This window comes from Streptococcus sp. oral taxon 064, assembly GCF_001683375.1.
Lineage (GTDB): Bacteria > Bacillota > Bacilli > Lactobacillales > Streptococcaceae > Streptococcus > Streptococcus oralis_S.
In genome coordinates this window covers 609580-632768 of record NZ_CP016207.1, presented here as the reverse complement: position 1 = coordinate 632768, position 23189 = coordinate 609580, and the positions used below count along the sequence as shown (strand labels likewise).

General features: G+C 42.5%; 20 protein-coding genes. 18 read left to right on the top strand and 2 right to left on the bottom strand.

Annotated elements, in window-relative coordinates; genetic code table 11:
* Positions 1-127 precede the first annotated feature (127 nt).
* The 5 genes from purD to purB all read left to right on the top strand — a co-directional run bounded on the left by purD (position 128) and on the right by purB (position 6147).
* Complete coding sequence (purD, locus tag AXF18_RS03170) at positions 128-1393, top strand: phosphoribosylamine--glycine ligase (RefSeq protein ID WP_065371461.1); 1266 nt, start codon at positions 128-130, stop codon at positions 1391-1393.
* 191 nt (positions 1394-1584) lie between these two features.
* Entirely contained in the window at positions 1585-2073 is a 489-nt protein-coding gene (gene purE / locus AXF18_RS03165; RefSeq protein ID WP_000805610.1) for a 5-(carboxyamino)imidazole ribonucleotide mutase, read from the top strand.
* On the top strand, positions 2060-3151 hold the full coding sequence (gene purK, locus AXF18_RS03160) for a 5-(carboxyamino)imidazole ribonucleotide synthase (RefSeq protein WP_065371460.1): 1092 nt from the start codon (positions 2060-2062) through the stop codon (positions 3149-3151). Before purE ends, purK begins: the two co-directional genes overlap by 14 nt.
* Positions 3152-3162: 11 nt before the next feature.
* Positions 3163-4539 (top strand): FRG domain-containing protein, encoded by a 1377-nt coding sequence (locus tag AXF18_RS03155; protein WP_065371459.1) that lies wholly within the window; start codon positions 3163-3165, stop codon positions 4537-4539.
* Positions 4540-4848: 309 nt separating this feature from the next.
* A complete protein-coding gene (purB, locus tag AXF18_RS03150; protein ID WP_065371458.1) occupies positions 4849-6147 on the top strand; it encodes an adenylosuccinate lyase in 1299 nt (432 codons plus the stop codon).
* A 57-nt stretch (positions 6148-6204) separates the two neighbouring features.
* On the opposite strand, the gene strH is transcribed toward purB, so the two are convergent.
* The gene (gene strH, locus AXF18_RS03145) at positions 6205-9960 is read right to left on the bottom strand and encodes an LPXTG-anchored beta-N-acetylhexosaminidase StrH (RefSeq protein WP_065371457.1); all 3756 of its coding nucleotides are present in this window, start codon (positions 9958-9960) and stop codon (positions 6205-6207) included.
* A gap of 302 nt (positions 9961-10262) precedes the next feature.
* Positions 10263-10979, bottom strand: coding sequence for a GntR family transcriptional regulator (locus AXF18_RS03140; protein WP_001007181.1), 717 nt, complete (start codon positions 10977-10979; stop codon positions 10263-10265).
* Positions 10980-11300: 321 nt separating this feature from the next.
* On the opposite strand from AXF18_RS03140, the gene AXF18_RS03135 reads away from it, so the two are divergent.
* The 13 genes from AXF18_RS03135 (at position 11301) to AXF18_RS03075 (ending at position 23133) form a co-directional block, all read left to right on the top strand.
* Positions 11301-13088, top strand: coding sequence for a beta-galactosidase family protein (locus AXF18_RS03135; protein ID WP_065371456.1), 1788 nt, complete (start codon positions 11301-11303; stop codon positions 13086-13088).
* Positions 13085-13561 carry a PTS system mannose/fructose/N-acetylgalactosamine-transporter subunit IIB gene (locus AXF18_RS03130; protein ID WP_044020041.1) on the top strand — a complete coding sequence of 159 codons (477 nt, stop codon included), beginning with the start codon at positions 13085-13087 and terminating at the stop codon, positions 13559-13561. The genes AXF18_RS03135 and AXF18_RS03130 overlap by 4 nt, the downstream gene beginning before the upstream one ends.
* A gap of 26 nt (positions 13562-13587) precedes the next feature.
* Complete coding sequence (locus tag AXF18_RS03125) at positions 13588-14493, top strand: PTS mannose/fructose/sorbose/N-acetylgalactosamine transporter subunit IIC (RefSeq protein ID WP_065371455.1); 906 nt, start codon at positions 13588-13590, stop codon at positions 14491-14493.
* A complete protein-coding gene (locus AXF18_RS03120; protein ID WP_000185293.1) occupies positions 14480-15301 on the top strand; it encodes a PTS system mannose/fructose/sorbose family transporter subunit IID in 822 nt (273 codons plus the stop codon). The genes AXF18_RS03125 and AXF18_RS03120 overlap by 14 nt, the downstream gene beginning before the upstream one ends.
* A 3-nt stretch (positions 15302-15304) precedes the next feature.
* On the top strand, positions 15305-15709 hold the full coding sequence (locus AXF18_RS03115) for a PTS sugar transporter subunit IIA (protein WP_084437459.1): 405 nt from the start codon (positions 15305-15307) through the stop codon (positions 15707-15709).
* Positions 15710-15813: 104 nt separating this feature from the next.
* Positions 15814-16980, top strand: coding sequence for an SIS domain-containing protein (locus tag AXF18_RS03110; protein ID WP_065371454.1), 1167 nt, complete (start codon positions 15814-15816; stop codon positions 16978-16980).
* A 10-nt stretch (positions 16981-16990) separates the two neighbouring features.
* Positions 16991-17986 (top strand): tagatose-bisphosphate aldolase, encoded by a 996-nt coding sequence (gene lacD / locus AXF18_RS03105; RefSeq protein ID WP_065371936.1) that lies wholly within the window; start codon positions 16991-16993, stop codon positions 17984-17986.
* A 146-nt stretch (positions 17987-18132) separates the two neighbouring features.
* Positions 18133-19170, top strand: a complete 1038-nt coding sequence (locus tag AXF18_RS03100; protein ID WP_065371453.1) for an aldose epimerase family protein — start codon at positions 18133-18135, stop codon at positions 19168-19170.
* Positions 19171-19278: 108 nt separating this feature from the next.
* Positions 19279-20133, top strand: coding sequence for a VOC family protein (locus tag AXF18_RS03095; RefSeq protein ID WP_049550122.1), 855 nt, complete (start codon positions 19279-19281; stop codon positions 20131-20133).
* A gap of 311 nt (positions 20134-20444) precedes the next feature.
* On the top strand, positions 20445-21017 hold the full coding sequence (locus AXF18_RS03090) for a hypothetical protein (RefSeq protein WP_000381577.1): 573 nt from the start codon (positions 20445-20447) through the stop codon (positions 21015-21017).
* Between the two features lies 1 nt (position 21018).
* Entirely contained in the window at positions 21019-21687 is a 669-nt protein-coding gene (locus AXF18_RS03085) for a hypothetical protein (protein ID WP_001226449.1), read from the top strand.
* A 115-nt stretch (positions 21688-21802) separates the two neighbouring features.
* The gene (locus AXF18_RS03080; protein ID WP_001226102.1) at positions 21803-22474 is read left to right on the top strand and encodes a hypothetical protein; all 672 of its coding nucleotides are present in this window, start codon (positions 21803-21805) and stop codon (positions 22472-22474) included.
* 2 nt (positions 22475-22476) lie between these two features.
* Positions 22477-23133, top strand: a complete 657-nt coding sequence (locus AXF18_RS03075) for a hypothetical protein (protein ID WP_002880212.1) — start codon at positions 22477-22479, stop codon at positions 23131-23133.
* The last annotated feature ends 56 nt before the right edge of the window (positions 23134-23189 follow it).

Genomic DNA, 23189 nt, shown 5'->3' with positions numbered 1-23189 from the left:
AAGGCTAAAAATGAAATCGGTTCAGTAAGTTTACTTGATGTTGTATTTTTTACTCGCAAATATAATTAGATTAAAACGAACGTTTATGGTATAATATTAGTAAATAATTCGCAAAAGAGGTTGAAAGATGAAGCTGTTAATTGTCGGATCGGGTGGTCGTGAACATGCGATTGCTAAGAAGTTGATTGAGTCAAAAGACGTTGAAAATGTTTTTGTAGCTCCTGGGAATGACGGGATGACTCTGGATGGTCTGGAATTAGTGGATATCTCTATTTCTGAACATTCTAAATTGATTGAGTTTGCAAAGGCCAACGATATTGCTTGGACCTTCATCGGTCCAGATGATGCCCTTGCGGCTGGGATTGTGGATGATTTCAATGCAGCTGGTCTCAAGGCTTTTGGTCCGACTAGGGCTGCAGCGGAGCTGGAGTGGTCTAAGGATTTTGCAAAGGAAATCATGGTCAAATACGACGTTCCGACAGCAGCCTATGGCACATTTTCAGATTTCGAGGAAGCTAAGGCTTATATCGAGGAGAAAGGCGCTCCTATCGTCGTCAAGGCAGACGGCTTGGCTCTTGGGAAAGGTGTCGTCGTTGCGGAGACAGTTGAGCAAGCAGTCGAAGCCGCTCACGAGATGCTTTTGGACAATAAATTCGGTGATTCAGGTGCGCGTGTGGTCATCGAGGAATTCCTTGATGGGGAAGAGTTTTCTCTTTTTGCCTTTGTCAATGGGGACAAGTTCTACATCATGCCGACGGCTCAGGACCATAAACGTGCCTATGACGGCGACAAGGGCCCTAACACGGGCGGTATGGGAGCTTATGCGCCAGTTCCACACTTGCCAGAGAGTGTAGTTGATACAGCTGTGGAGACCATTGTCAAGCCAGTCCTTGAAGGAATGATCAAAGAAGGTCGCCCGTATCTTGGTGTCCTTTACGCAGGGCTTATCTTGACAGCAGATGGACCTAAGGTTATCGAGTTTAACGCTCGTTTCGGAGATCCAGAAACACAAATTATCTTGCCTCGTCTGACCTCCGATTTTGCACAAAATATCACGGATATCCTCGATAGCAAGGAGCCAAACATCACTTGGACGGATAAGGGTGTGACTCTGGGCGTGGTTGTCGCGTCAAACGGCTACCCGCTAGATTATGAAAAAGGTGTTGAATTGCCAGCAAAAACCGAGGGCGACATCATCACTTACTATGCCGGTGCCAAATTCGCGGAAAATAGTAGAGCACTGCTATCAAACGGTGGACGTGTTTATATGCTAGTCACCACAGCAGACACCGTCAAAGAAGCCCAAGAAACCATCTACAAGGAACTTGACAAACAAAATACAGAAGGCCTCTTTTACCGAACAGATATCGGAAGCAAGGCCATAAAAGATTAACAGCTACTAAATTTTTCATGGCGAGCGAAAGCGAGCCACTATAGGATAATCGTCGCAGTAGTGGAACTCCTAGTAGCAAAGCTACTAGGAGCGGAAAACTGGAGACTCAGGCTCCAGTTTTAGTAATGGAACGCCATAGGCGGTCGCTTACGTCCGCACTACATTAGACGATTATTAAAAAAGGAGAAGAAATGAAACCAGTAATTTCCATTATTATGGGCTCAAAATCCGACTGGGCAACTATGCAAAAAACAGCAGAAGTTCTAGACCGCTTCGGTGTAGTCTACGAAAAGAAGGTTGTCTCTGCCCACCGTACGCCAGACCTCATGTTCAGACATGCGGAGGAGGCTCGTAGTCGCGGTATCAAGGTCATTATCGCAGGCGCTGGTGGCGCAGCCCATTTGCCAGGAATGGTAGCTGCCAAAACAACCCTTCCAGTCATTGGGGTGCCAGTCAAATCACGTGCTCTTAGTGGCGTGGACTCGCTCTACTCTATCGTCCAGATGCCGGGCGGTGTGCCTGTTGCGACAATGGCTATCGGTGAAGCAGGTGCGACTAACGCTGCCCTCTTTGCCCTCCGTCTCCTGTCAGTAGAGGACCAGGCTATTGCGACAGCATTGGCAGATTTCGCAGAAGAGCAAGGAAAAATCGCAGAGGAGTCTACAAATGAGCTCATCTAAAACAATCGGAATTATCGGTGGCGGTCAGCTGGGGCAGATGATGGCCATTTCTGCTATCTACATGGGGCACAAGGTCATCGCGCTGGATCCTGCGGAGGATTGTCCTGCCTCTCGTGTAGCGGAAATCATCGTGGCGCCTTATAACGATGTGGCTGCCCTCCATCAGTTGGCTGAGCGTTGCGATGTCCTCACTTATGAGTTTGAAAATGTAGACGCTGACGGTTTGGACGCTGTTATCAAAGACGGTCAGCTTCCACAAGGTACAGACCTCCTTCGCATTTCACAAAACCGTATCTTTGAAAAGGACTTCCTCTCAAACAAGGCACAAGTGACTGTGGCACCTTACAAGGTTGTGACTTCAAGTCAAGATTTGGCAGATATTGATCCTTCCAAAAACTATGTCCTCAAGACTGCGACTGGTGGCTACGATGGCCATGGACAAAAGGTCATTCGCTCAGAAGCAGATTTGGAAGAAGCCCGTGCACTAGCCGACTCAGCAGACTGTGTCTTGGAAGAATTCGTCAACTTTGACCTTGAAATTTCTGTCATCGTGTCAGGCAATGGCAAGGATGTGACAGTCTTCCCTGTTCAGGAAAATATCCATCGCAATAACATCCTTTCAAAAACTATTGTGCCAGCCCGCATTTCAGAAAGTCTAGCTGAAAAGGCCAAGTCAATGGCAGTGCGAATCGCAGAACAGCTTAACTTGTCTGGAACTCTCTGCGTGGAGATGTTTGCGACTGCTGATGACATCATTGTTAATGAAATCGCCCCACGTCCACACAACTCAGGGCACTACTCGATTGAAGCCTGTGACTTCTCCCAGTTTGACACCCATATCTTGGGTGTTCTCGGAGCACCATTGCCAGCTATCAAACTACATGCCTCAGCTGTTATGCTCAACGTTCTCGGCCAACACGTCGAGGCCGCTGAAAAGTATGTCACAGAAAATCCAAGCGCCCACCTCCACATGTATGGTAAAATAGAAGCGAAGCACAACCGCAAAATGGGACATGTGACTTTGTTTAGTGATGCGCCGGATAGTGTGGATGAGTTTGGGAAAGGAATTGATTGGTAGGGTATTGTTATATGGGAAATAGAGAATATGTAATTATTGAATCAGTTTCAGATTTTATTAATTATATCTTTAATGAAATGCAAGTTGAAGATAAAAAAAAGATATATTTTAGGGGAGAACAAAGGGAATACGAGAAAACGATTCCTGGCTTGTACCGAAATGGGAATGAAAATCTTATTTTTGAAGGATCAAAAGGGTATTATCGGCAACTCCTAAATGAATTAGGTTATTCTTCTTCCCTCGACAATAATACATTGTTTAATTTTATAGCAGAAATTCAACATTATGGAGCAGTAACGAGAAATATTGATATATCTTCAAATCCCTTAGTTTCTTTGTTTTTTGCATGTGAAGATGCTGAAAAAGATATTAAGGATGACGGTGTTATTCATGTTTACGTAAGTGAATTAAATAAAGAAAAATATAGTACAGGACATACTGTTTCAGTAAAAACAGCTTTAAACTTTGTTGATCAGGAGAAAATAAATCAGTTCCTCTATTTAATGGATTATTTACATAAAAATATAGGCGAAAAAGGTGATCAAAGAAATGTTCTTAGTAAAACTTTAACGGTAGATGGTATAATTCAAGAATTAAAGAAATCTTTTGAAGTACTTTCTCCAAATATAGATAATTTTCCTGAAAAAATGGCAAATATAAATCAATTTGGTAATGAAGAACTTGAGATGGAACATCGTGCGAAATCAGGAACTGTTTTTTGTATAAATCGCAGAATAAAAGGTGAGTTTGTTGACAATAATGGCTCACCTAGAAAACAGGAAGATATACTAAAAACAGCAAGAGACAAATTTGGCGAATTAACTTTAGAAAAAGCATTAGAGTGTGAAGTTAAAGAAGAGATTTCTCAATTTTTAATCAACTGGAGGTATGGAGATACTCACTACGCAGAAAATATATTAGGCAATTTACCGGGTGAGTTTGATATGAGATATTACCAAGATTATCTAATGAGTGAAATTAAGAAATTTTTGGAAGATTTTGTAGAAATACTAAATCAAGCGGCTATGACGAGAGAACGTCTCTGTTATCCCAATGCAATTTACTTGGATATTATAAATTGTCAAATAGTAAGATCTCCAAAAGCACAACAACGTATCATTAACCAGAATGGTCTCTTTATTCTCCCGGCATTATTCAATACAACAGACAAAAAAATAGAAGAAGTACAGTTAAAGATTGATAACGCAATCAAAGAATATCAACTAAAAGCTAATTCTGGAGGTCTTTTAACATTTAGAATTCCAAAAGAAAAGAAAAAATCGATTCTGAATGAGTTGAGAATGCTTGGAATAACTGATGGTTTTATTTATCCTGATGTGGAACATCAATCAAAAGCAATATTAAGACAATTACGTATAGGAGAGTAATCAGAAATTCATAAACATGATATGATATTTTGGTTTTTCTTGCAGTATTCTAATATACATTATTGTTACAGATCTTTTTCTCGAAAAAATTATTTTAAAAACAGAAAGGAACAAGGGCTCCGTATCCTCTATACTGAATACGGGCTACGGACTTCCTAATTGTAAACATAGAAAGGAAAGGGACATCTAGTTTGCAGAACTGAACCCGGGCGGAAAGCTCGGGATTTAGATAATCCGCCTAGGACGTAAACGTCCGTTGTTGGTTTCCTAAAATTCAGTCGCTTTCTAGTCGCCCTTGGTATCTTAAACATGATCAACCGTTACTCTCGCCCTGAGATGGCGAACATTTGGACTGAAGAAAATAAATACCGTGCTTGGCTTGAGGTGGAAATCTTGGCTGACGAGGCATGGGCTGAGTTGGGGGAAATCCCTAAGGAAGATGTGGCTTTGATTCGCGAAAAGGCGGACTTTGACATCGACCGTATTTTGGAAATTGAGCAGGAGACGCGTCACGATGTGGTTGCCTTCACACGTGCGGTTTCTGAAACGCTTGGTGAAGAGCGTAAGTGGGTTCACTATGGGTTGACTTCTACTGACGTGGTGGATACTGCCTATGGTTACCTCTACAAACAAGCCAACGACATCATTCGCAAGGATCTTGAAAACTTCCTCGACATCATCGCTGACAAAGCAAAAGAACACAAGTTCACTATCATGATGGGTCGTACTCATGGTGTGCACGCTGAGCCGACAACTTTTGGTCTCAAATTGGCGACCTGGTACAGCGAAATGAAACGGAACATCGAGCGTTTCGAGCACGCAGCTGCTGGAGTGGAAGCTGGTAAGATTTCTGGTGCGGTTGGTAACTTTGCCAACATCCCAACATTCGTTGAAAAATACGTCTGCGATAAATTGGGTATCCGTGCCCAAGAAATTTCTACACAGGTCCTTCCTCGTGACCTTCACGCTGAGTACTTTGCAGTTCTTGCTAGCATTGCAACTTCCATCGAGCGTATGGCGACTGAGATCCGTGGTCTTCAAAAATCAGAACAACGTGAAGTGGAAGAGTTCTTTGCCAAGGGGCAAAAAGGCTCTTCAGCAATGCCTCACAAACGCAACCCTATCGGTTCTGAAAACATGACAGGTTTGGCGCGTGTTATCCGTGGTCACATGGTGACGGCCTATGAAAACGTCGCTCTCTGGCACGAACGTGACATTTCCCACTCATCAGCTGAACGTATCATCACACCAGATACGACCATTTTGATTGACTACATGCTCAACCGCTTTGGAAATATTGTCAAGAATTTGACGGTTTTCCCAGAAAATATGATCCGCAACATGAACTCTACGTTTGGTTTGATTTTTAGTCAACGTGCTATGTTGACCTTGATTGAAAAAGGCATGACGCGTGAACAAGCCTACGACTTGGTGCAACCAAAAACAGCCCACTCTTGGGACAACCAAGTAGACTTCAAACCGCTTCTCGAAGCAGATCCAGAAGTGACATCACGCCTCACTCAAGAGGAGATCGATGAAATCTTCAACCCTGCATACTACACCAAACGAGTAGATGATATCTTTGAACGTATCGGACTTGGTGATTAATCCTAACAATAAAAAGCGAGATTCAATCTCGCTTTTTCGTATTCTCTTAGAAGAATCTTAATCTTCTTTTTTCTTAGTGAGTCCGTAGGCTGCTAGAGTCGCCATGAGTCCTGCTGCGACTAAGCCCGCAGAGTCTTGACTTCCTGTTGCAGGGAGTTGTTTTTCATCTGCTTTGCTAGTAGTTGTTTCAGCTTGCTCAGCTTTCTCAACGGCAGTTCCGACTTCGACAACTTGCGCGACCGCTTCCTGCGATACCGCACTATTAACAAGGGTTCTTTCTTCCTTGCCGTCAGCAGTAGTGCTGACAGAGTAGAAAATCGTACGACGACCATTTACACCAGTAACGATGACTTGCGTTTGTCCGAGTGGTAATTGCGGATTTTCACGTGTTACGGTAGTGAACGGAATCTCTTCCTCTTGGATGTCCAGTCTAGGTTTTGTCTCTGCGGCTGGAGCAAGACCGTGTTCATCCCCTTTGTGAGTAATAGGGGCACCGATTTCAACCACTTGGGTCACAGGTTCTTTGGTTACTTGGCTATCTAGAACCGTTTCTGTTTGTTTCCCATTTTCAGTAAGGACAGAGATGTAATGAGTGCGTTCGCCCTCTACACCTGGTGTGATGATCTTTTCCTGACCAGTTGGGAGATTCGGATTTTCCTTCTTGATAATTTCAAATGGAATCTTTTCTGCTCTTGTGATGAGTTCCGGTTTGGTCTCAACATTGGCAGCTAGTTCGTTTTCATCGAGGCTTCCTGAGTGGGTTGCTGCTGGTTTGAGGCCTAGGCGGGCTGCTTTGAGCTTGGCTACGAGAGCGTCTAACTCGGCTTGTTTGTTACGATTGAGGTTGTAGTTGAGAGCTTCTTTAGCTGCATTTAGGGCCTCCAAGCTCTCCTTGCTGTATCCATCCAAGTTTGCAGGGATTTGAGCAAGTTCCTCACGGAGTGCGTTGTAGTTAGCGTGGAAGTAGTCTTTGTTGTGATCTGCAAAGGCAGTCATGAGTTCAAAGATTTCTTCTTCCTTGTACTCAGCACTTGGTTTGTCTGCCCAGATAGCAAGCATGCTTCCGACGGTTGGAAGGTCTACTTCTGGATACTTGGTAGATGCAAGCTGGTTAAATGGTACTTTGCCAGAGTTTTCAAGTGCTTTTGATAGTGGGTAGGCTTCATCTGGTTTGTGATTACCTAGCACGTAGTACCAGTCTCCGTTGGTGTTAAGGAGTTTATAGCCTTTGCTTGCTAGGTACTGAGGAGTTGCAAGGTTATAGCCCCACCATCCTTTAGACCAGTAAGAGATGATGACATCCTTGTCAAACTCAACATCATCCTTGTCTTCATAGTAGAAACCATCGTTGAAGGCCATTGGTTGAAGGCCTCTTTCTTTGGCCATGGCAGCAAGAGTGTTAGAGTACTCAGCAAACTTGCCATAGAGATTGTAGTATTTTAGATAATACCAGCCTTGAGCGTTGGTAGCGTCATTAGCGTATTCGTCTGTACCGTAGTTAAAGATCTTAGTCTTGCCCGCAAAGAAGTCCATGTACTTGCCGATAAGGGCTTTGACAAAGTTCATCGCTTCTTCGTTTTCAAGGTCCATGGTTGTTTTAGAGACCTTGTCAAAGTTGGCTTGAGGATTTTGGATACCCAATTTTTCCATAGCGACAAGCATGGCATCCATGTGACCTGGGCTGTTGATCGCTGGAATTAGTCCAATCCCTTTTGATTTTGCGTACTCAATCAATTCAGTGATTTCAGCCTGGCTAAGAGTGGTTCCGTTTGGATCATCGTAGTAAGCTTTTGTTCCTTCAATGATGGCCTTTTTGACGTCGTCACTTGCATAAGTTTTTCCGTTAGCAGTGATAGTCATGTCATCAAGTAGGAAGCGAAGTCCATCATTTCCTAGGAGGAGATGCACATCAGAATATCCAAGTTCGCTAGCTTTATCAATGATACGTTTGAGTTGCTCAGCTGAGAAGTACTTACGTCCGGCATCGATGGAGATTACCTTGTTCTTGGCAAGTTTTTCAACTTCACGTTTCGCGTCTTCTTCTTTTTGAGCTTCTGGTGTGAAGGTTAAATTGCTTACAGCTTCTTGGAGTTTTGCGATTGCTTGGTCAATGGTATCTTGTTGAGCACGGCTGAGGTTGCTATCGAGTGAGCGAATGGCTTTTTCAGCTTCTTTGACAGCTGCGACACTTTCTGCAGTATAGCGGTTAAGGTCTGTTGGAACTTCTTTCAGAGCTTGCTCAGCAGACTCATAGTCAGCTGCGAAGTATTCAGCATTGGCATTTGCGAAGCTACGCATGAGTTTGAAGAGGCGTGATGGTGAATAGCGTGCAGATGGGGTATCCGCCCAAGCAGCTACCATACCCCCGATGAGCGGGATAGTAGCCCCATCAGATTTTGGTACAGAAGTGATTGGAGTGTTCTTGATACCATTGAGTCCTTGGTCGAGGTTGTACCAGCCTTGGCCATCGGCATTTCGTCCGAGGACGTAGTACCAAGCATCGTTGGTATTAAGGATTTGGTGGCCTTTTTCAACTAGAAGTTTAGAAGAAGCGACGTCGTATCCGCCCCATCCACCAGTCCACATAGAAACGATGATGTCTTTGTCAAAGGTTCCAAAGCTAGTGTCGCTATTATAGTAGATACCATCGTTAAAGGCCATTGGTTTGAGGCCGTGAGATTTGACGATGCGAGCAAGGTCGTTGGCGTAGGCGATAAATTTATCATAACCCTTGTCTGGGAATCCATCTTCTGGATACCATTTATAGGCTTGAAGAACGCTCCAGCCTTTGGCGTTTGTAGCATCATTGGCGTACTCGTCTAGTCCGATATTGAAGATGTCAGTTTTGCCAGCGAAGTAAGCAGCATACTTGTCGATCAGAGCTTTGGTAAATGCAACCGCTTCTTTGTTATCAAGGTCAACGGTACGAGCAGATTCCTTACCAAAGTAGTTGAAGTTCGGTTTTTGGATGCCTAGTTCTTTCATGGCATGCAAAATCGCATCCATGTGACCAGGGCTGTTTACAGTTGGAATGAGACCAATGCCTTTGTTTTTAGCATAGTTGATCAAGTCCGTCATCTGACTCTCTGTCAAATGGTTGCCGTTTGGATCCTTGTAGTAGGCATCAGTTCCATTTTCGAGTGCACGTTTGACATCGTCACTTGCATAGGTTTTGCCATTGGCTGTGATTGTCATGTCGTCCAGCATGAAACGCATGCCATCATTTCCAACTAGTAGATGAAGATCAGTATAACCGTAGTGTTTGGCTTTGTCGATGATTTCTTTGAGTTGGTCTGGAGAGAAGTACTTGCGTCCAGCGTCGATTGAGATCATTTTTCTTTTTGCCAGTTTTTCATTTACCTGAGGTGCTCGTTCCGTACTAGGAGTGGCTACTGCAGGTGTGACGGCTTCATTTTTCTTTTCTGAAGAAGTACTTTCTGCAGGAGTTTCAGTTGGGGCAGGGCTTTCTTTCTCAGCAGTAGGAGTTGGAGCAGCATTTTCTGTTACAACTGGTGCGCTTGACTCTTCGGTTGTTGGAGCAACTGTTCGAGGAGCCTCCTGGTCTTCTTTGACCTCCTCTTTTATAGGCTTGTCAGCCTTTTCTTCCAGTTTTTCTGGAACCTTGGAGTCTACAGCTTCTTTGACTGCTTGAGGACTCTCCTGAATAGTTTGAACAGTTTCTTCAGCTGTTGGAGCTGGAGTAATCCCGTCGGCAGATACGACTTGGGCGCTAAAAGCAAATCCTATCAGTACAGAAGCTGCCCCAACCGAGTATTTACGGATGGAGAAGCGCTGTTTCTTTTCTAGTTTCATGACAAAACCTCCTTGTTATTATCATATATGATAGCGTTTACATAAAACCAATTTTATTTTATTATCTAAGGAGTAAAATGTCAAGTGGGTTTATATAAGAACTATAATAAATAGAGGAAATCATAAGATTTAGGAGAAATTTGCTAATAAGGGATAAAACAGAGGAAAAACCAAACGAAAATTTACCTTGTTTTTAGTAAAAATGCTACTAATTAAATAAGAGCCCTTCATAGCGTTTTCACAACTTTTTTCTCGTGCTATAATGAATAGAGAAAAAGCCTGAGCTAGGCTCAGGCTTTTTCTTAATGACCTCGGTTACATGAGATGAATTTGATTTTGTAGTAGTCTGCTCGCTTATAAGTTTCACTATAGGCAAGGACTTGGCCAGTGGCCTCAAGTTTTGTAGTCTTTGTTTGGAAGACAGTTGGGAATTGTGTATCGATTCCGAGTACAGAAGCAGCATGCTCTGGTGTTGGGAATGCGATTTCGTTGATTTCCTCAAAATGTTCATCACTCATGTGAATGCGGTAATCCAATTTGAAACGTGTATAGATAGAGCTATAATAGTCAAGATTTGGATAGTTGGCATTGATGTATTGCTCAGGAATATAAGATGTGTGGTAGATGTATGTCACGTCGTTTGTCTGACGAATACGTTCAATCTTATAGTAGAATTGATCTCCACGTAGTCCAAGTTTATCTAAATATTCAAGTTTGTTTCCGCGCTCGATAGAAAGGACAGTAACTTTATCGTCTTTTGTTTCAAAGATTTCGACATCTGAAAACTCAACGAGTTTGTGCTTGCGGGCACGTGAAACGAAAGTACCTTTACCTTGTTGGCGGACAATGTAGCCGTCTTTAGCAAGGTCGTTCAAGGCACGAACAACTGTGATTGAACTCACATCGTACATCGCGATCAATTCGGCTTCTGTATAAAATTTATCTCCACTTGCAAATTGACCAGAGATGATTTTATTTTTTAATTCATCTTTAATATATTGGTATTTAGGAATAGCCATAAATTTCACCTCGATTCTCTTTCTCCAATTTTGATTTTACCACAAATATAGAGAAAAGAGTAGTATTAAGGTCAAAAAATTAAAATAATAGACTAAAAATGTTATTTTACATGTAAAAAAATTCATTTGATGTTCTTGTGAATTATCATACATAAAAAGATCGTTTTCATGCTATTTTTAGATAATTTCGGTAAACGGTAAGTAAAAAAATAGAAAAATTTTAAATAATTTTCTAAAACCTATTGACAAATGCAAAAGATTTGATTATAGTTAATATTATAATAAATGAAAGCGCAAACTTAATTCGTCAGAGGTAATAACATGACCAGATTTAAAATTGAGGACGATTTCTATTTAGACGAAAAACCGTTCAAGATTTTGTCCGGCGCCATTCATTATTTTAGGATTCCAGCAGAGGATTGGTATCATTCTCTCTATAACTTAAAGGCGCTTGGCTTTAATACAGTCGAGACCTATGTGGCTTGGAATTTACACGAACCTGTTGAAGGGGAGTTTGATTTTGAAGGTGCCAGAAATTTGGAGAGATTTCTTCAAATTGCACAAGATCTAGGTCTCTATGCCATTGTACGCCCGTCTCCATTTATCTGTGCGGAATGGGAATTTGGTGGCTTGCCGGCTTGGCTCTTGACAAAGGACATGCGAATTCGCTCGTCCGACCCGGCCTACATCGAGGCTGTTGCTCGCTATTATGACCAATTATTGCCAAGGCTTGTGCCTCGCTTGTTGGATAATGGTGGAAACATTCTTATGATGCAAGTCGAAAATGAATATGGCTCTTATGGAGAAGATAAGTCTTATCTACGAGCAATTCGGAAATTGATGGAAGACCGAGGGATTGATTGCCCACTCTTTACTTCAGATGGCCCATGGAGGGCTACTCTGAAAGCCGGAACCTTAATCGAAGACGATCTCTTTGTGACAGGAAACTTCGGTTCTAAAGCTCCGTACAACTTTTCACAGATGCAGGAATTCTTTGATGAGCATGGCAAGAAATGGCCCCTCATGTGTATGGAATTCTGGGATGGTTGGTTCAACCGTTGGAAAGAACCCATCATCACTCGTGATCCTAAAGAATTGGCAGAAGCTGTTCGAGAGGTATTGGAGCAAGGCTCTATCAACCTTTACATGTTCCATGGTGGTACAAACTTTGGTTTCATGAATGGTTGCTCGGCTCGAGGAACTCTGGATTTGCCGCAAGTCACATCTTACGACTATGATGCCCTTCTCGATGAAGAAGGAAATCCAACTGCTAAATACTTAGCAGTCAAGAAGATGATGGCAACCCACTTCCCAGAGTATCCACAGTTGGAACCACTCTATAAGGAAAGCATGGAGATAGGGTCCATTCCATTGGTCGAAAAAGTTTCCTTGTTTGAAACCCTGGATAATCTCTCTAGTCCTACTGAAAGCCTCTATCCAAAAGCGATGGAAGAACTTGGTCAAAGTTATGGCTACCTTCTCTACCGCACGGAGGCAAGTTGGGATGCAGAAGAGGAACGTCTCCGTATCATCGATGGACGTGACCGAGCTCAACTCTTTGTAGATGGTCAATGGATTGCTACTCAATACCAGACAGAGATTGGCGAAGACATCTACTGTCAAGGCAACCGAGAAGGCTTTTCAGAGATTGACATCTTGATTGAAAATATGGGGCGTGTCAACTACGGACATAAGTTTTTGGCAGATACGCAGCGTAAAGGAATTCGAACAGGTGTCTGCAAGGATCTACATTTCTTACTGAATTGGAAACAATATCCACTGCCACTGGATAATCCTGAGAAGATTGATTTTTCAAAAGGATGGACAGAAGGACAACCAGCCTTTTACGCTTTCGACTTTACTGTTGAAGAGCCGAAGGATACCTACTTAGACTTGTCTGAGTTTGGTAAGGGAGTTGCCTTTGTCAACGGGCGTCACTTAGGACGTTTCTGGAACGTCGGCCCGACCCTCTCACTTTATATCCCTCATAGCTATCTCAAGGAAGGTGCTAACCGCATCATCATCTTTGAAACTGAGGGCGAATATAAAGAAGAGATTCATTTAACTCGTAAACCTACACTAAAACACATAAAGGAGGAAAACTTATGACAATTGTAGGATGCCGTATCGATGGACGTTTGATCCACGGTCAAGTAGCCAATCTTTGGGCTGGAAAACTAAATGTTTCACGCATTATGGTTGTAGACGACGAAGTTGTTAACAACGATATTGAAAAGAGTGGTTTGAAACTTGCGACACCACCAGGTGTGAAACTCAGTATCTTGCCAGTTGAGAAAGCAGCAGTAAATATCCTTGCTGGTAAATACGATAGCCAACGTCTCTTTATCGTTGCACGTAAACCAGACCGTTTCCTTGGTTTGGTCGAAGCAGGTGTTCCGCTTGAAACACTCAACGTTGGCAATATGTCTCAAACACCAGAAACTCGCTCTATCACACGTTCTATCAACGTGGTAGACAAGGATGTGGAAGATTTCCACAAACTAGCAGAAAAAGGTGTGAAACTCACTGCTCAAATGGTTCCAAATGATCCAGTTTCAGACTTTTTGAGCTTATTAAAATAGGAAAAAATTTTTAGGAGGTCATTGTTATGATACAACCGTGGCAAATTTTACTTCTCACTTTGTACTCAGCTTATCAAATCTGTGATGAGTTGACAATCGTTTCATCTGCAGGTTCCCCTGTATTCGCTGGTTTCATTACTGGTTTGATCATGGGAGATGTGACAACTGGTTTGTTTATCGGTGGTAGCTTGCAGTTGTTCGTTCTCGGGGTTGGTACCTTTGGTGGTGCTTCTCGTATCGACGCAACTTCTGGTGCGGTTCTTGCAACAGCATTCTCTATCTCTCAAGGTATTGATACAGATCTTGCGATTACAACAATCGCTGTACCAGTAGCAGCACTTTTGACTTACTTCGACGTACTTGGTCGTATGACTACTACATTCTTCGCACACCGTATTGACGCTGCGATTGAACGCTTTGACTACAAAGGAATCGAACGCAACTACCTACTTGGTGCGATTCCATGGGCTCTTTCACGTGCCCTTCCAGTATTCTTCGCTCTTGCTTTTGGTGGAGAATTCGTACAAGGTGTTGTAAACCTTGTTAAAGAATACCAATGGGTTGCAGACGGTTTGACACTTGCAGGTCGTATGCTTCCAGGTCTTGGATTTGCAATCTTGCTTCGTTACCTTCCAGTTAAACGTAACCTTCACTACCTTGCTATGGGATTCGGTTTGACAGCTATGTTGACTGTTCTTTACTCAAACGTAACAAGTCTTGGTGGAGCAGTTGCTGGAATCATTGGCACTCTTCCTGCTGAAGTTGCTGAAAAAATTGGCTTTGTTAACAACTTCAAAGGATTGTCTATGATCGGTATCTCTATCGTAGGTATCTTCCTTGCGGTTGTTCACTTTAAGAACAGCCAAAAAGTAGCTGTAGCAGCACCTTCTACACCATCAGAAAGTGGGGAAATTGAAGATGACGAATTCTAATTACAAATTAACAAAAGAAGATTTTAATCAAATTAACAAACGTAGCTTGTTCACTTTCCAATTGGGATGGAACTACGAACGTATGCAAGCATCAGGTTACCTTTACATGATCTTGCCACAATTGCGTAAAATGTATGGAGATGGAACTCCTGAGTTGAAAGAAATGATGAAAGTTCATACTCAATTCTTCAACACTTCACCATTCTTCCACACAATTATCGCTGGTTTTGACCTTGCTATGGAAGAAAAAGATGGCGTTGGTTCAAAAGATGCGGTTAACGGTATCAAGACAGGTTTGATGGGACCATTCGCTCCTCTTGGAGATACTATCTTTGGTTCACTTGTACCTGCTATCATGGGATCTATCGCTGCAACAATGGCTATTGCTGGTCAACCTTGGGGTATCTTCCTTTGGATTGCAGTTGCAGTAGCGTATGACATCTTCCGTTGGAAACAGTTGGAATTTGCATACAAAGAAGGGGTTAACCTTATCAACAACATGCAAAGTACTTTGACAGCTTTGATTGAAGCTGCATCTGTACTTGGTGTATTCATGATGGGTGCTCTTGTAGCAACAATGATCAACTTTGAAATTTCATACAAATTACCAATCGGTGAAAAGATGATTGACTTCCAAGACATCTTGAACTCAATCTTCCCACGTTTGCTTCCAGCAATCTTCACTGCATTTATCTTCTGGTTGCTTGGTAAGAAAGGTATGAACTCTACAAAAGCTATCGGTATCATTATCGTGCTTGCCTTGGCTCTTTCTGCCTTTGGTAAATTTGCACTTGGAATGGGCGCATAATTTATGACTAAATCATTGATTTTAGTGAGCCACGGTCGTTTCTGTGAAGAACTTAAAGGTAGCACAGAAATGATTATGGGACCACAAGACAACATTCATGCGGTTGCTCTTCTTCCAGAAGATGGACCAGAAGAATTTACTGCTAAATTTGAAGCTGCTGTTGAAGGATTGGATGATTTCCTAGTCTTTGCGGATCTTCTTGGTGGAACTCCATGTAACGTGGTGAGCCGTTTGATTATGGAAGGTCGTGACATTGAACTTTATGCAGGAATGAACCTTCCGATGGTCATTGAATTTATCAATGCAAGCCTAACTGGCATGGATGCGGACTATAAGAGTCGTGCTGCAGAAAGCATCGTAAAAGTCAACGATCTGTTAGCGGGCTTTGATGATGACGAAGATGAATAAGATGTGACTTAGAGCATCTTATATAGAATATACATGGGAATGGGAGTCACTCCCATTCCCATATTTTCAATAGGAATGAAACAACAATAGATTAGAGGAACTCTATGCTAAATTACACAAAAGAAGAATTACTTGAACTGGGTGCAGAAATCACGACTCGTGAAATCTACCAACAGCCTGATGTATGGAAAGAAGCTTTTGAAGCCTATCAAGCGAAATGTGAAGAAATTGCAGCCTTTCTGCAAGATATCGCTGATAGACATGACTATATTAAGGTTATCTTGACAGGTGCTGGGACTTCTGCTTATGTGGGAGATACCTTGGTGCCTTACTTTAAGGAAGTCTATGACGAGCGCAAATGGAATTTCAATTCTATTGCGACAACTGATATTGTTGCCAATCCAGAAACTTATCTGAAAAAAGATGTGGCGACTGTCCTTGTATCCTTTGCTCGTAGTGGGAATTCACCTGAAAGTGTGGCGACGGTTGATTTGGCTAAAGCCTTGGTTGACGACCTCTATCAAGTGACCATTACATGTGCTGCAGAAGGGAAATTGGCACTTCAAGCCCATGGCGATGACCACAATCTCTTACTCTTGCAACCAGCTGCTTCCAATGACGCTGGATTTGCCATGACTTCTAGCTTTACATCCATGATGTTGACAGCTCTCTTGGTCTTTGATCCTACAGAATTTGCTGTGAAAGCTGAACGTTTTGAAGTTGTGACTAGCCTTGCTCGTAAGATTCTAGACAATGCAGCAGATGTTAAAGAGCTTGTTGACCTTGACTTTAACCGTGTTATCTATCTGGGTGCTGGTCCTTTCTTTGGACTTGCTCATGAAGCTCAGCTCAAGATTTTGGAATTAACAGCTGGTCAAGTGGCGACCATGTATGAAAGCCCAGTTGGCTTCCGTCACGGTCCAAAATCATTAATCAACGAAGATACAGTTGTTTTGGTATTTGGTACAACGACAGACTACACTCGCAAGTACGACTTGGACTTGGTTTGTGAAGTGGCTGGTGATCACATTGCTCGTCGTGTTGTGCTTTTGAGTGATCAAGCCTTTGGTCTTGAAAATGTCAAAGAAGTGGCCCTTGGTTGTGGCGGTGTCTTGAACGATATTTACCGTGTCTTCCCTTACATCGTATATGCTCAACTCTTTGCCCTTTTGACTTCACTCAAGGTAGAAAATAAACCAGATACACCATCTCCTACAGGTACAGTAAACCGTGTGGTACAAGGTGTGATCATTCATGACTATCAAAAATAAGGAAGTGTCTATGAGTAAATTACAATTAAGTCCCAATAAAGTAGCTTGCTTGCAAAAACTCTCTGACGAGAACGGCATTATCTCAGCTCTTGCCTTTGACCAACGTGGCGCTTTGAAACGCCTCATGGCTCAATACCAAACAGAAGAGCCAACAGTTGCTCAAATGGAAGAACTTAAAGTATTGGTTGCAGATGAATTGACAAAATACGCATCCTCTATGCTTCTAGACCCTGAGTATGGTCTTCCAGCTACTAAAGCGCTTGATGCCAATGCTGGTCTTCTCCTTGCTTATGAAAAAACTGGTTACGATACAACAAGCACCAAACGCTTACCTGACTGCTTGGATATTTGGTCTGCCAAACGCATTAAGGAACAAGGCGCAGACGCTGTTAAGTTCTTGCTTTACTATGATGTAGACAGTTCTGACGAACTCAACCAAGAAAAACAAGCCTACATCGAACGCATCGGTTCTGAGTGTGTGGCGGAAGACATTCCTTTCTTTCTTGAAATCTTGGCTTACGATGAAAAAATCGCTGACGCAGGTTCTGCAGAATACGCCAAAGTAAAACCACACAAGGTTATCGGTGCTATGAAGGTCTTCTCAGACCCACGCTTCAACATCGATGTCTTGAAAGTAGAAGTTCCAGTCAACGTCAAATACGTTGAAGGCTTTGGCGAAGGTGAAATCGTGCATACTCGTGAAGAAGCAGCAGCCTTCTTCAAAGCGCAAGATGAAGCAACTAACTTGCCATATATCTACTTGAGTGCGGGAGTTTCAGCTAAACTTTTCCAAGAAACACTTGTCTTTGCCCACGAATCAGGCGCAAACTTCAACGGAGTTCTTTGTGGCCGTGCAACCTGGGCTGGATCAGTTGAAGCCTACATCAAAGACGGTGAGGCAGCGGCTCGTGAGTGGCTACGTACAACTGGTTTTGAGAACATTGGCGAACTCAACAAGGTTCTTCAAACAACAGCGACTTCATGGACTGAACGTGTAGAAGCATAAAACAGGTATAGAAGAATCCCCTTTTGTTAAGAAGATACTTAAGGTTTTCTGACAAAGGATTTTGAAAATAGAAACTACAACCATAGATGGTGAATACACTCTCTATGGTTTGTTTACTTGAGAGAAATGGATCAAAGGAGAGAAGAATGAAAGCATACACAGAACGTGTATTTGGAAATCATGAGGGCAAGGATGTCTTGGCCTATCGCTTTGAGACTGACAGTGGCTACCAACTAGAAATTATGACTTATGGTGGGACCATCTTGCGCTATGTCACACCTGACAAGGCTGGAAATTTTGCCAATGTTATCTTGGGCTTTGATGATTTTGATAGCTATGTAGGCAATAGTCCTAAGCATGGAGCAAGTGTAGGTCCTGTAGCGGGCCGTATTGCAGGTGCGATATTTGAGCTCAATGGTCAGACCTATAATCTTGAAGTCAACAACGCTAGCAACTGTAACCACAGTGGTTCAACAGGTTGGGATTCAAGTTTGTTTGAATTAACTGAGGTGAGCGACCATGGCTTGACCCTCTACACAGAGCGTACAGATGGGACAGGAGGATTTCCTGGTAATCTCAAGATCTGGATCAGCTACCACTTGGAAGAAACTGGCGCCTACGAAGTCAGCTATAAGGTGACGACAGATCAGGATACGCTTGTCAATCCAACCAACCACAGCTACTTCAACTTGTCTGGTGATTTCACGCAGACAGTTGACCGCCATGTCTTCCAGCTAAATACGGAGGGCATTTACCCAATTGCTCCGGACGGTGTTCCGGATAAGACTCCAGATGCTAATCGTGATGTGGTTAAACACATCTACAATGGAGCTTTGTTGAAGGACATCTTTGCAGAGGAAGATGAACAAATCCAGTTGGTATCTGGTTTGGATCACCCATTTGCTCTTCCTGCAGGTCATGACAATGCTGGTTTCCTTTATGACCAAAACTCAGGTCGTTTCCTGCTGTTCAAGACAGAGGCCCCTTGCTTTGTGGTCTACACAGCAAACTTTGTGGATGAGAGTGTCATCATCGGAGGCCAGCCAATGGTGCAACACAATGGGATTGCCCTTGAAGCGCAAGCTTTACCAGATGCCATTCATAGTGACCTCAAAGACCAAGTCATTCTCAAAGCAGGGGAAACTTTCACCAGCAAAACTCGCTACGAGCTTGTTGTAAAATAAAAAGAAGAGCTGGTTTCCAGCTCTTTTGAGTTGTCTTCGTTGACATTTTATCTCAATAGTGTATAATTGATGTAATACATAAAGTTACAACGAAAAAGGAGACACCCTATGACTTATGCATACCAAAGCCACATTTATCTAGCAGAGGCGGTTTTAAATGTCAAGGATTTGACGAGTCAAACGGCTTTTTATCACCAGATTATTGGCTTGGAGATTTTATCTCAAACAGAGACAGAAGCGATTTTGGGACTTGGTCGAAAAGCCTTGGTTCACTTGATTCAGGCAGAAAAGTCTGGCGAAGTAAGGGAGCATTATGGGCTCTACCATCTGGCGATTTTGTTGCCGACACGAAAAGCCTTGGCAGATGTCTTGAAACACCTAAGTGATTTGCGGATTCCTCTGGTTGGGGGTGCAGATCATGGATACAGCGAGGCTATTTATCTAGAGGATTTGGAAGGGAATGGCATTGAACTCTACCGTGATAAGCCAGTGTCTTCATGGGATATTCGAGAAGACGGTCGCATTATCGGTGTGACCGAAGCCCTTGCGGCACAGGACATCTATGAGTTAGGGGAAAAGGTGGATCCCTTTATCCTAGCTGAAGGGACGAGAATGGGGCATATCCATCTATCGGTGAAGGATAGTCGTGAGGCGAGCCAGTTTTATCAAAAGGTGTTAGGACTAGAAGATAAATTTAGCATTCCTAGTGCTAGTTGGATAGCGGCTGGTCAGTACCATCACCACCTGGCTGTCAACGAATGGGCTGGAAAAGGTCTGGCTCCGCGTGAGCAAGGCTTGTCAGGCTTGGCCTACTATGTCCTTGAGGTCGAAAGCAAGGAAGAACTCTTGAACATCGTTAAGCAAGCACAAGAGCTAGAAGCACCGATCAAATGGCTAAATTCGAGTGAACTGGATCTTGTAGACCCAGATGGGATTGTAACCCGCATTCGCTTGGCACGATGAGACGAGGAAAACACATTATTTATTTTAGAGACATAGGAAAAGGCGGATAAGCTCGTATTCTGTTTTTAGAATGCGGACTTGTTCGCTTTTTTATGAAATGACGAAACCTTTCTTGGATCTGGCAAAGGCATCGGTCGGGGATATTTTCCCTTTTCTGGGGGTTCATGCTATAATACTAATAAACTTTTCTTTCTCTAGGAAGGCAAATGCTAAAAATCAGCTAGAATGCTGGCAATCGTCGTCACGATGCTTTTGAGAGAAAGTAGGACTCTGTTTGAACATCCGTATGAGTTTAGGAGACGGGAAATAAGATGGACACAAGTGTAAAAAATTTAATTAGTATGGGCCCTCTGGAGGACTATTTTATCTATTATGATCTGAAGAATCAAGTATTCTACGGTGTAAAACAAGGCATGAATTATTCAGCCATTGCAGCCCCTATTGCAATCTATTCCTTCCAACGGCTGTCAAAGTTGCTCAACCAAACCTTTGGAGATGTCTCATCCCTTTTCAATCTGATTTTCTTTATCCTGATGTCTCTGTTTTTGGTTTTCGGGACCATTCTCCTTGCCAAGTCTACCCGACGCAACATGAAGACAGATAGATTTAGAAAAGTCCGGCTGACAAAAGCCAATATCAAAACACTTAGGAGAAAATCTAGATGGACCGTCCTAGTTGAGATTTTTTGTTTCCTCATGATTGTGTTTTCCATCTATCGCTATTTTACCTACTCCGATTTTCAGTTTTTGATTATTTATATGTTAGGGATATTTTCCCTTGTTTATATGGTCTATGAATTTCAGATGAAAACGCGCAAACGACTGTTCAAGGAGCTGATGGAGACATTACAGGACGGTAGCCGAGGGAAAGAGGGAGAAATGTAAGATGAGAAAAATCATTTATATAGGCCAAGGATGCCAGCAATCCGTCTACTATAATACAAGGACGAGAGAGGCTTTAGCGACAGAATCTAGCGCCTCGTCAGAAACCGACGGTGCCATCAGTTCAAAGAAATCCAAGTGGCCTTGGGTTGTCTTCTTTGCTTTCTTGCTAGTTGCTATTATCGGTATTTGGATTCGTTCCTTGATAGCACCCTTTAGATTGAGTGAGTGGATGGCACCTATCCATCTAGCCGCTATCCTTTTCGTTTTTATCGGAAGTGTTTATGGATTTGAAAAACTGTTCTACAGTGGGGCTAAGTCGCTTGTCCCAGCAAGTGAAGAACAGTTTAAAGATGCGGTTGAAAGTAGTACTTTTTGGAGGAAGTCACCAGATAAGGAACCAACAGTCGATAAAATCATCTTGTATCTATTTGTTATCCTCGTTCTTCTATTTGTTTTTGTAATTGTTGTGTTCTTTGCCATACCTGGGACCTTCATTCCCTACTATGAACATGAATGGTTTGAGCCGTCCATGTTCATGGTGCCAATCGGAGCAACGATCGTCCCAATTAGCGTGGTTCTTCTACTATTTCAAAACAATCCAATCCGCTGGCTCTTAGCCGTACGAAAATACAAGCAGGGGAAAGTATTATTTGGGGAAGAGAAGAACTAGAAACATGAGAGAAACGCTATTACCATTACCAGTGGTTGGTGATGTTTTATCAACAACCTATGATAAAATTGAAGTTTCTGATTATAGTGATTGGTGGAAACTGTGGTGATTTTATATGAGAAAAATAATTTTTATTGGACAGAGCGGTAATAAGGCCGTTTACTATAATACGCGAACGAGAGAAGCTCTTGTAGCAGATAAGAGCGCCTTGTTAAATACAGAAGGGGCTAGGAGATCGAATAGGGGGATTGCTCCTTTAATTGCTATATTCTCTTTGTTAGGTTTACTCGGAGGATTTGTTGCAATACCAATTTTCTCAGGCCTTCGTTATAATAGTGGGATGGTTCCTATTTTTATTCTTTGTCTTTCCTTTATCCTATTTGGATTTATATGGATGATGGAAGTCGCCTTATATAAAGGAGTGAAACGAGTCCAAGGAGCAACAAAGAAAGAGTTTAAAGAAGCAGTTTATTCAAATTTGTTCTGGGAAAATTTTAGTGAGAAAAAAGCGACGTTTGCGAAAATGTTGGCTTTTATGATTGTCATGCTACTAGTTTTTATGACTACTATAGTAATATTTGCTGCTGCAATTCCGGGCACTATTGACTCATTCAATAAGCAAGAGGCATTTGATATACAAATCTTTTTCTCGCCTTTAGCAGGTCTCTTTCCTGCCTTGTTGTACCTTTTCTTATTCCAAAACAACCCTATCCGCTGGTTCTTAGCTGTGCGAAAATATGAACAGGGGAAAGTGATATTTAATGAAGAAATAGAAAAGAGAGGATGATAATGTCACAAGAGAGATATTTGCAGATCAAAAAAGAGCATCAAGTTCGTAAGTTTGTGGGGCGTTTCCTCTTCATTCTTCTCGTTATACTCGATGTTCTACTGGTATCAAGTCATTCCAATTATGTCCCGCTTGTAACGGTGGCTATGGTAACGATTGTGCCCTTTAATCATTTTCTACTTGGTCCTCTTAGGAGACAGAAAAAAGCCATAGAAAAAGAGCATCCAGAATGGAAAATACTCAGTACAAAGGGAGTAAGGGTTCCCTCGGCTGAAGCCAATAAAAGAACCTTGGCTGGTATTGGGATCTTGATGGCTTTGCTGCTGTCTTTTGGGCTATTCTATAAACCTGTGAAACAGCCGAACGACCAAGTAAACAAGCCACCTAAGGTTGATTCTAAAACGCCTGGAACGTCCAAGTCTTCTGAGTCGTCCAGTTCCTCTAAGACCAAAGAATCCAGTTCCTCAGAGTCGAAATCCTCGTCTTCGACTGAACAAAGTTCTAAAACCGAAAGTTCAGGAACAAAGCCGTCAAAAAGCGAATCCAATAATCCTTATTACCAGATTCCAGGACTTACTGACGAACAGGTGAGAGATATCATATCAAAATCGGTGAAAGATTTGAGAGAAAAACAGTCAAAAGAAAAATCCGAAGAGTAGACTCGAGGGCATCGATGTCCTTTCTGGATGAGTTCGTTTTGAGATTTTACTGTATA

Bases quoted from the DNA above. Each gene is read 5' to 3' on its own strand.
- AXF18_RS03095 (WP_049550122.1), top strand. From the start codon at position 19,279: ATGACTTATGCATACCAAAGCCACATTTATCTAGCAGAGGCGGTTTTA.
- AXF18_RS03115 (WP_084437459.1), top strand. From the start codon at position 15,305: ATGACTAAATCATTGATTTTAGTGAGCCACGGTCGTTTCTGTGAAGAA.
- strH (WP_065371457.1), bottom strand. From the start codon at position 9,960: ATGAAACTAGAAAAGAAACAGCGCTTCTCCATCCGTAAATACTCGGTT.
- lacD (WP_065371936.1), top strand. From the start codon at position 16,991: ATGAGTAAATTACAATTAAGTCCCAATAAAGTAGCTTGCTTGCAAAAA.
- AXF18_RS03080 (WP_001226102.1), top strand. From the start codon at position 21,803: ATGAGAAAAATAATTTTTATTGGACAGAGCGGTAATAAGGCCGTTTAC.
- AXF18_RS03130 (WP_044020041.1), top strand. From the start codon at position 13,085: ATGACAATTGTAGGATGCCGTATCGATGGACGTTTGATCCACGGTCAA.
- purE (WP_000805610.1), top strand. From the start codon at position 1,585: ATGAAACCAGTAATTTCCATTATTATGGGCTCAAAATCCGACTGGGCA.
- AXF18_RS03110 (WP_065371454.1), top strand. From the start codon at position 15,814: ATGCTAAATTACACAAAAGAAGAATTACTTGAACTGGGTGCAGAAATC.
- AXF18_RS03075 (WP_002880212.1), top strand. From the start codon at position 22,477: ATGTCACAAGAGAGATATTTGCAGATCAAAAAAGAGCATCAAGTTCGT.
- purD (WP_065371461.1), top strand. From the start codon at position 128: ATGAAGCTGTTAATTGTCGGATCGGGTGGTCGTGAACATGCGATTGCT.
- AXF18_RS03085 (WP_001226449.1), top strand. From the start codon at position 21,019: ATGAGAAAAATCATTTATATAGGCCAAGGATGCCAGCAATCCGTCTAC.
- AXF18_RS03100 (WP_065371453.1), top strand. From the start codon at position 18,133: ATGAAAGCATACACAGAACGTGTATTTGGAAATCATGAGGGCAAGGAT.
- AXF18_RS03125 (WP_065371455.1), top strand. From the start codon at position 13,588: ATGATACAACCGTGGCAAATTTTACTTCTCACTTTGTACTCAGCTTAT.
- AXF18_RS03140 (WP_001007181.1), bottom strand. From the start codon at position 10,979: ATGGCTATTCCTAAATACCAATATATTAAAGATGAATTAAAAAATAAA.
- AXF18_RS03120 (WP_000185293.1), top strand. From the start codon at position 14,480: ATGACGAATTCTAATTACAAATTAACAAAAGAAGATTTTAATCAAATT.
- AXF18_RS03155 (WP_065371459.1), top strand. From the start codon at position 3,163: ATGGGAAATAGAGAATATGTAATTATTGAATCAGTTTCAGATTTTATT.
- AXF18_RS03135 (WP_065371456.1), top strand. From the start codon at position 11,301: ATGACCAGATTTAAAATTGAGGACGATTTCTATTTAGACGAAAAACCG.
- purK (WP_065371460.1), top strand. From the start codon at position 2,060: ATGAGCTCATCTAAAACAATCGGAATTATCGGTGGCGGTCAGCTGGGG.
- AXF18_RS03090 (WP_000381577.1), top strand. From the start codon at position 20,445: ATGGACACAAGTGTAAAAAATTTAATTAGTATGGGCCCTCTGGAGGAC.
- purB (WP_065371458.1), top strand. From the start codon at position 4,849: ATGATCAACCGTTACTCTCGCCCTGAGATGGCGAACATTTGGACTGAA.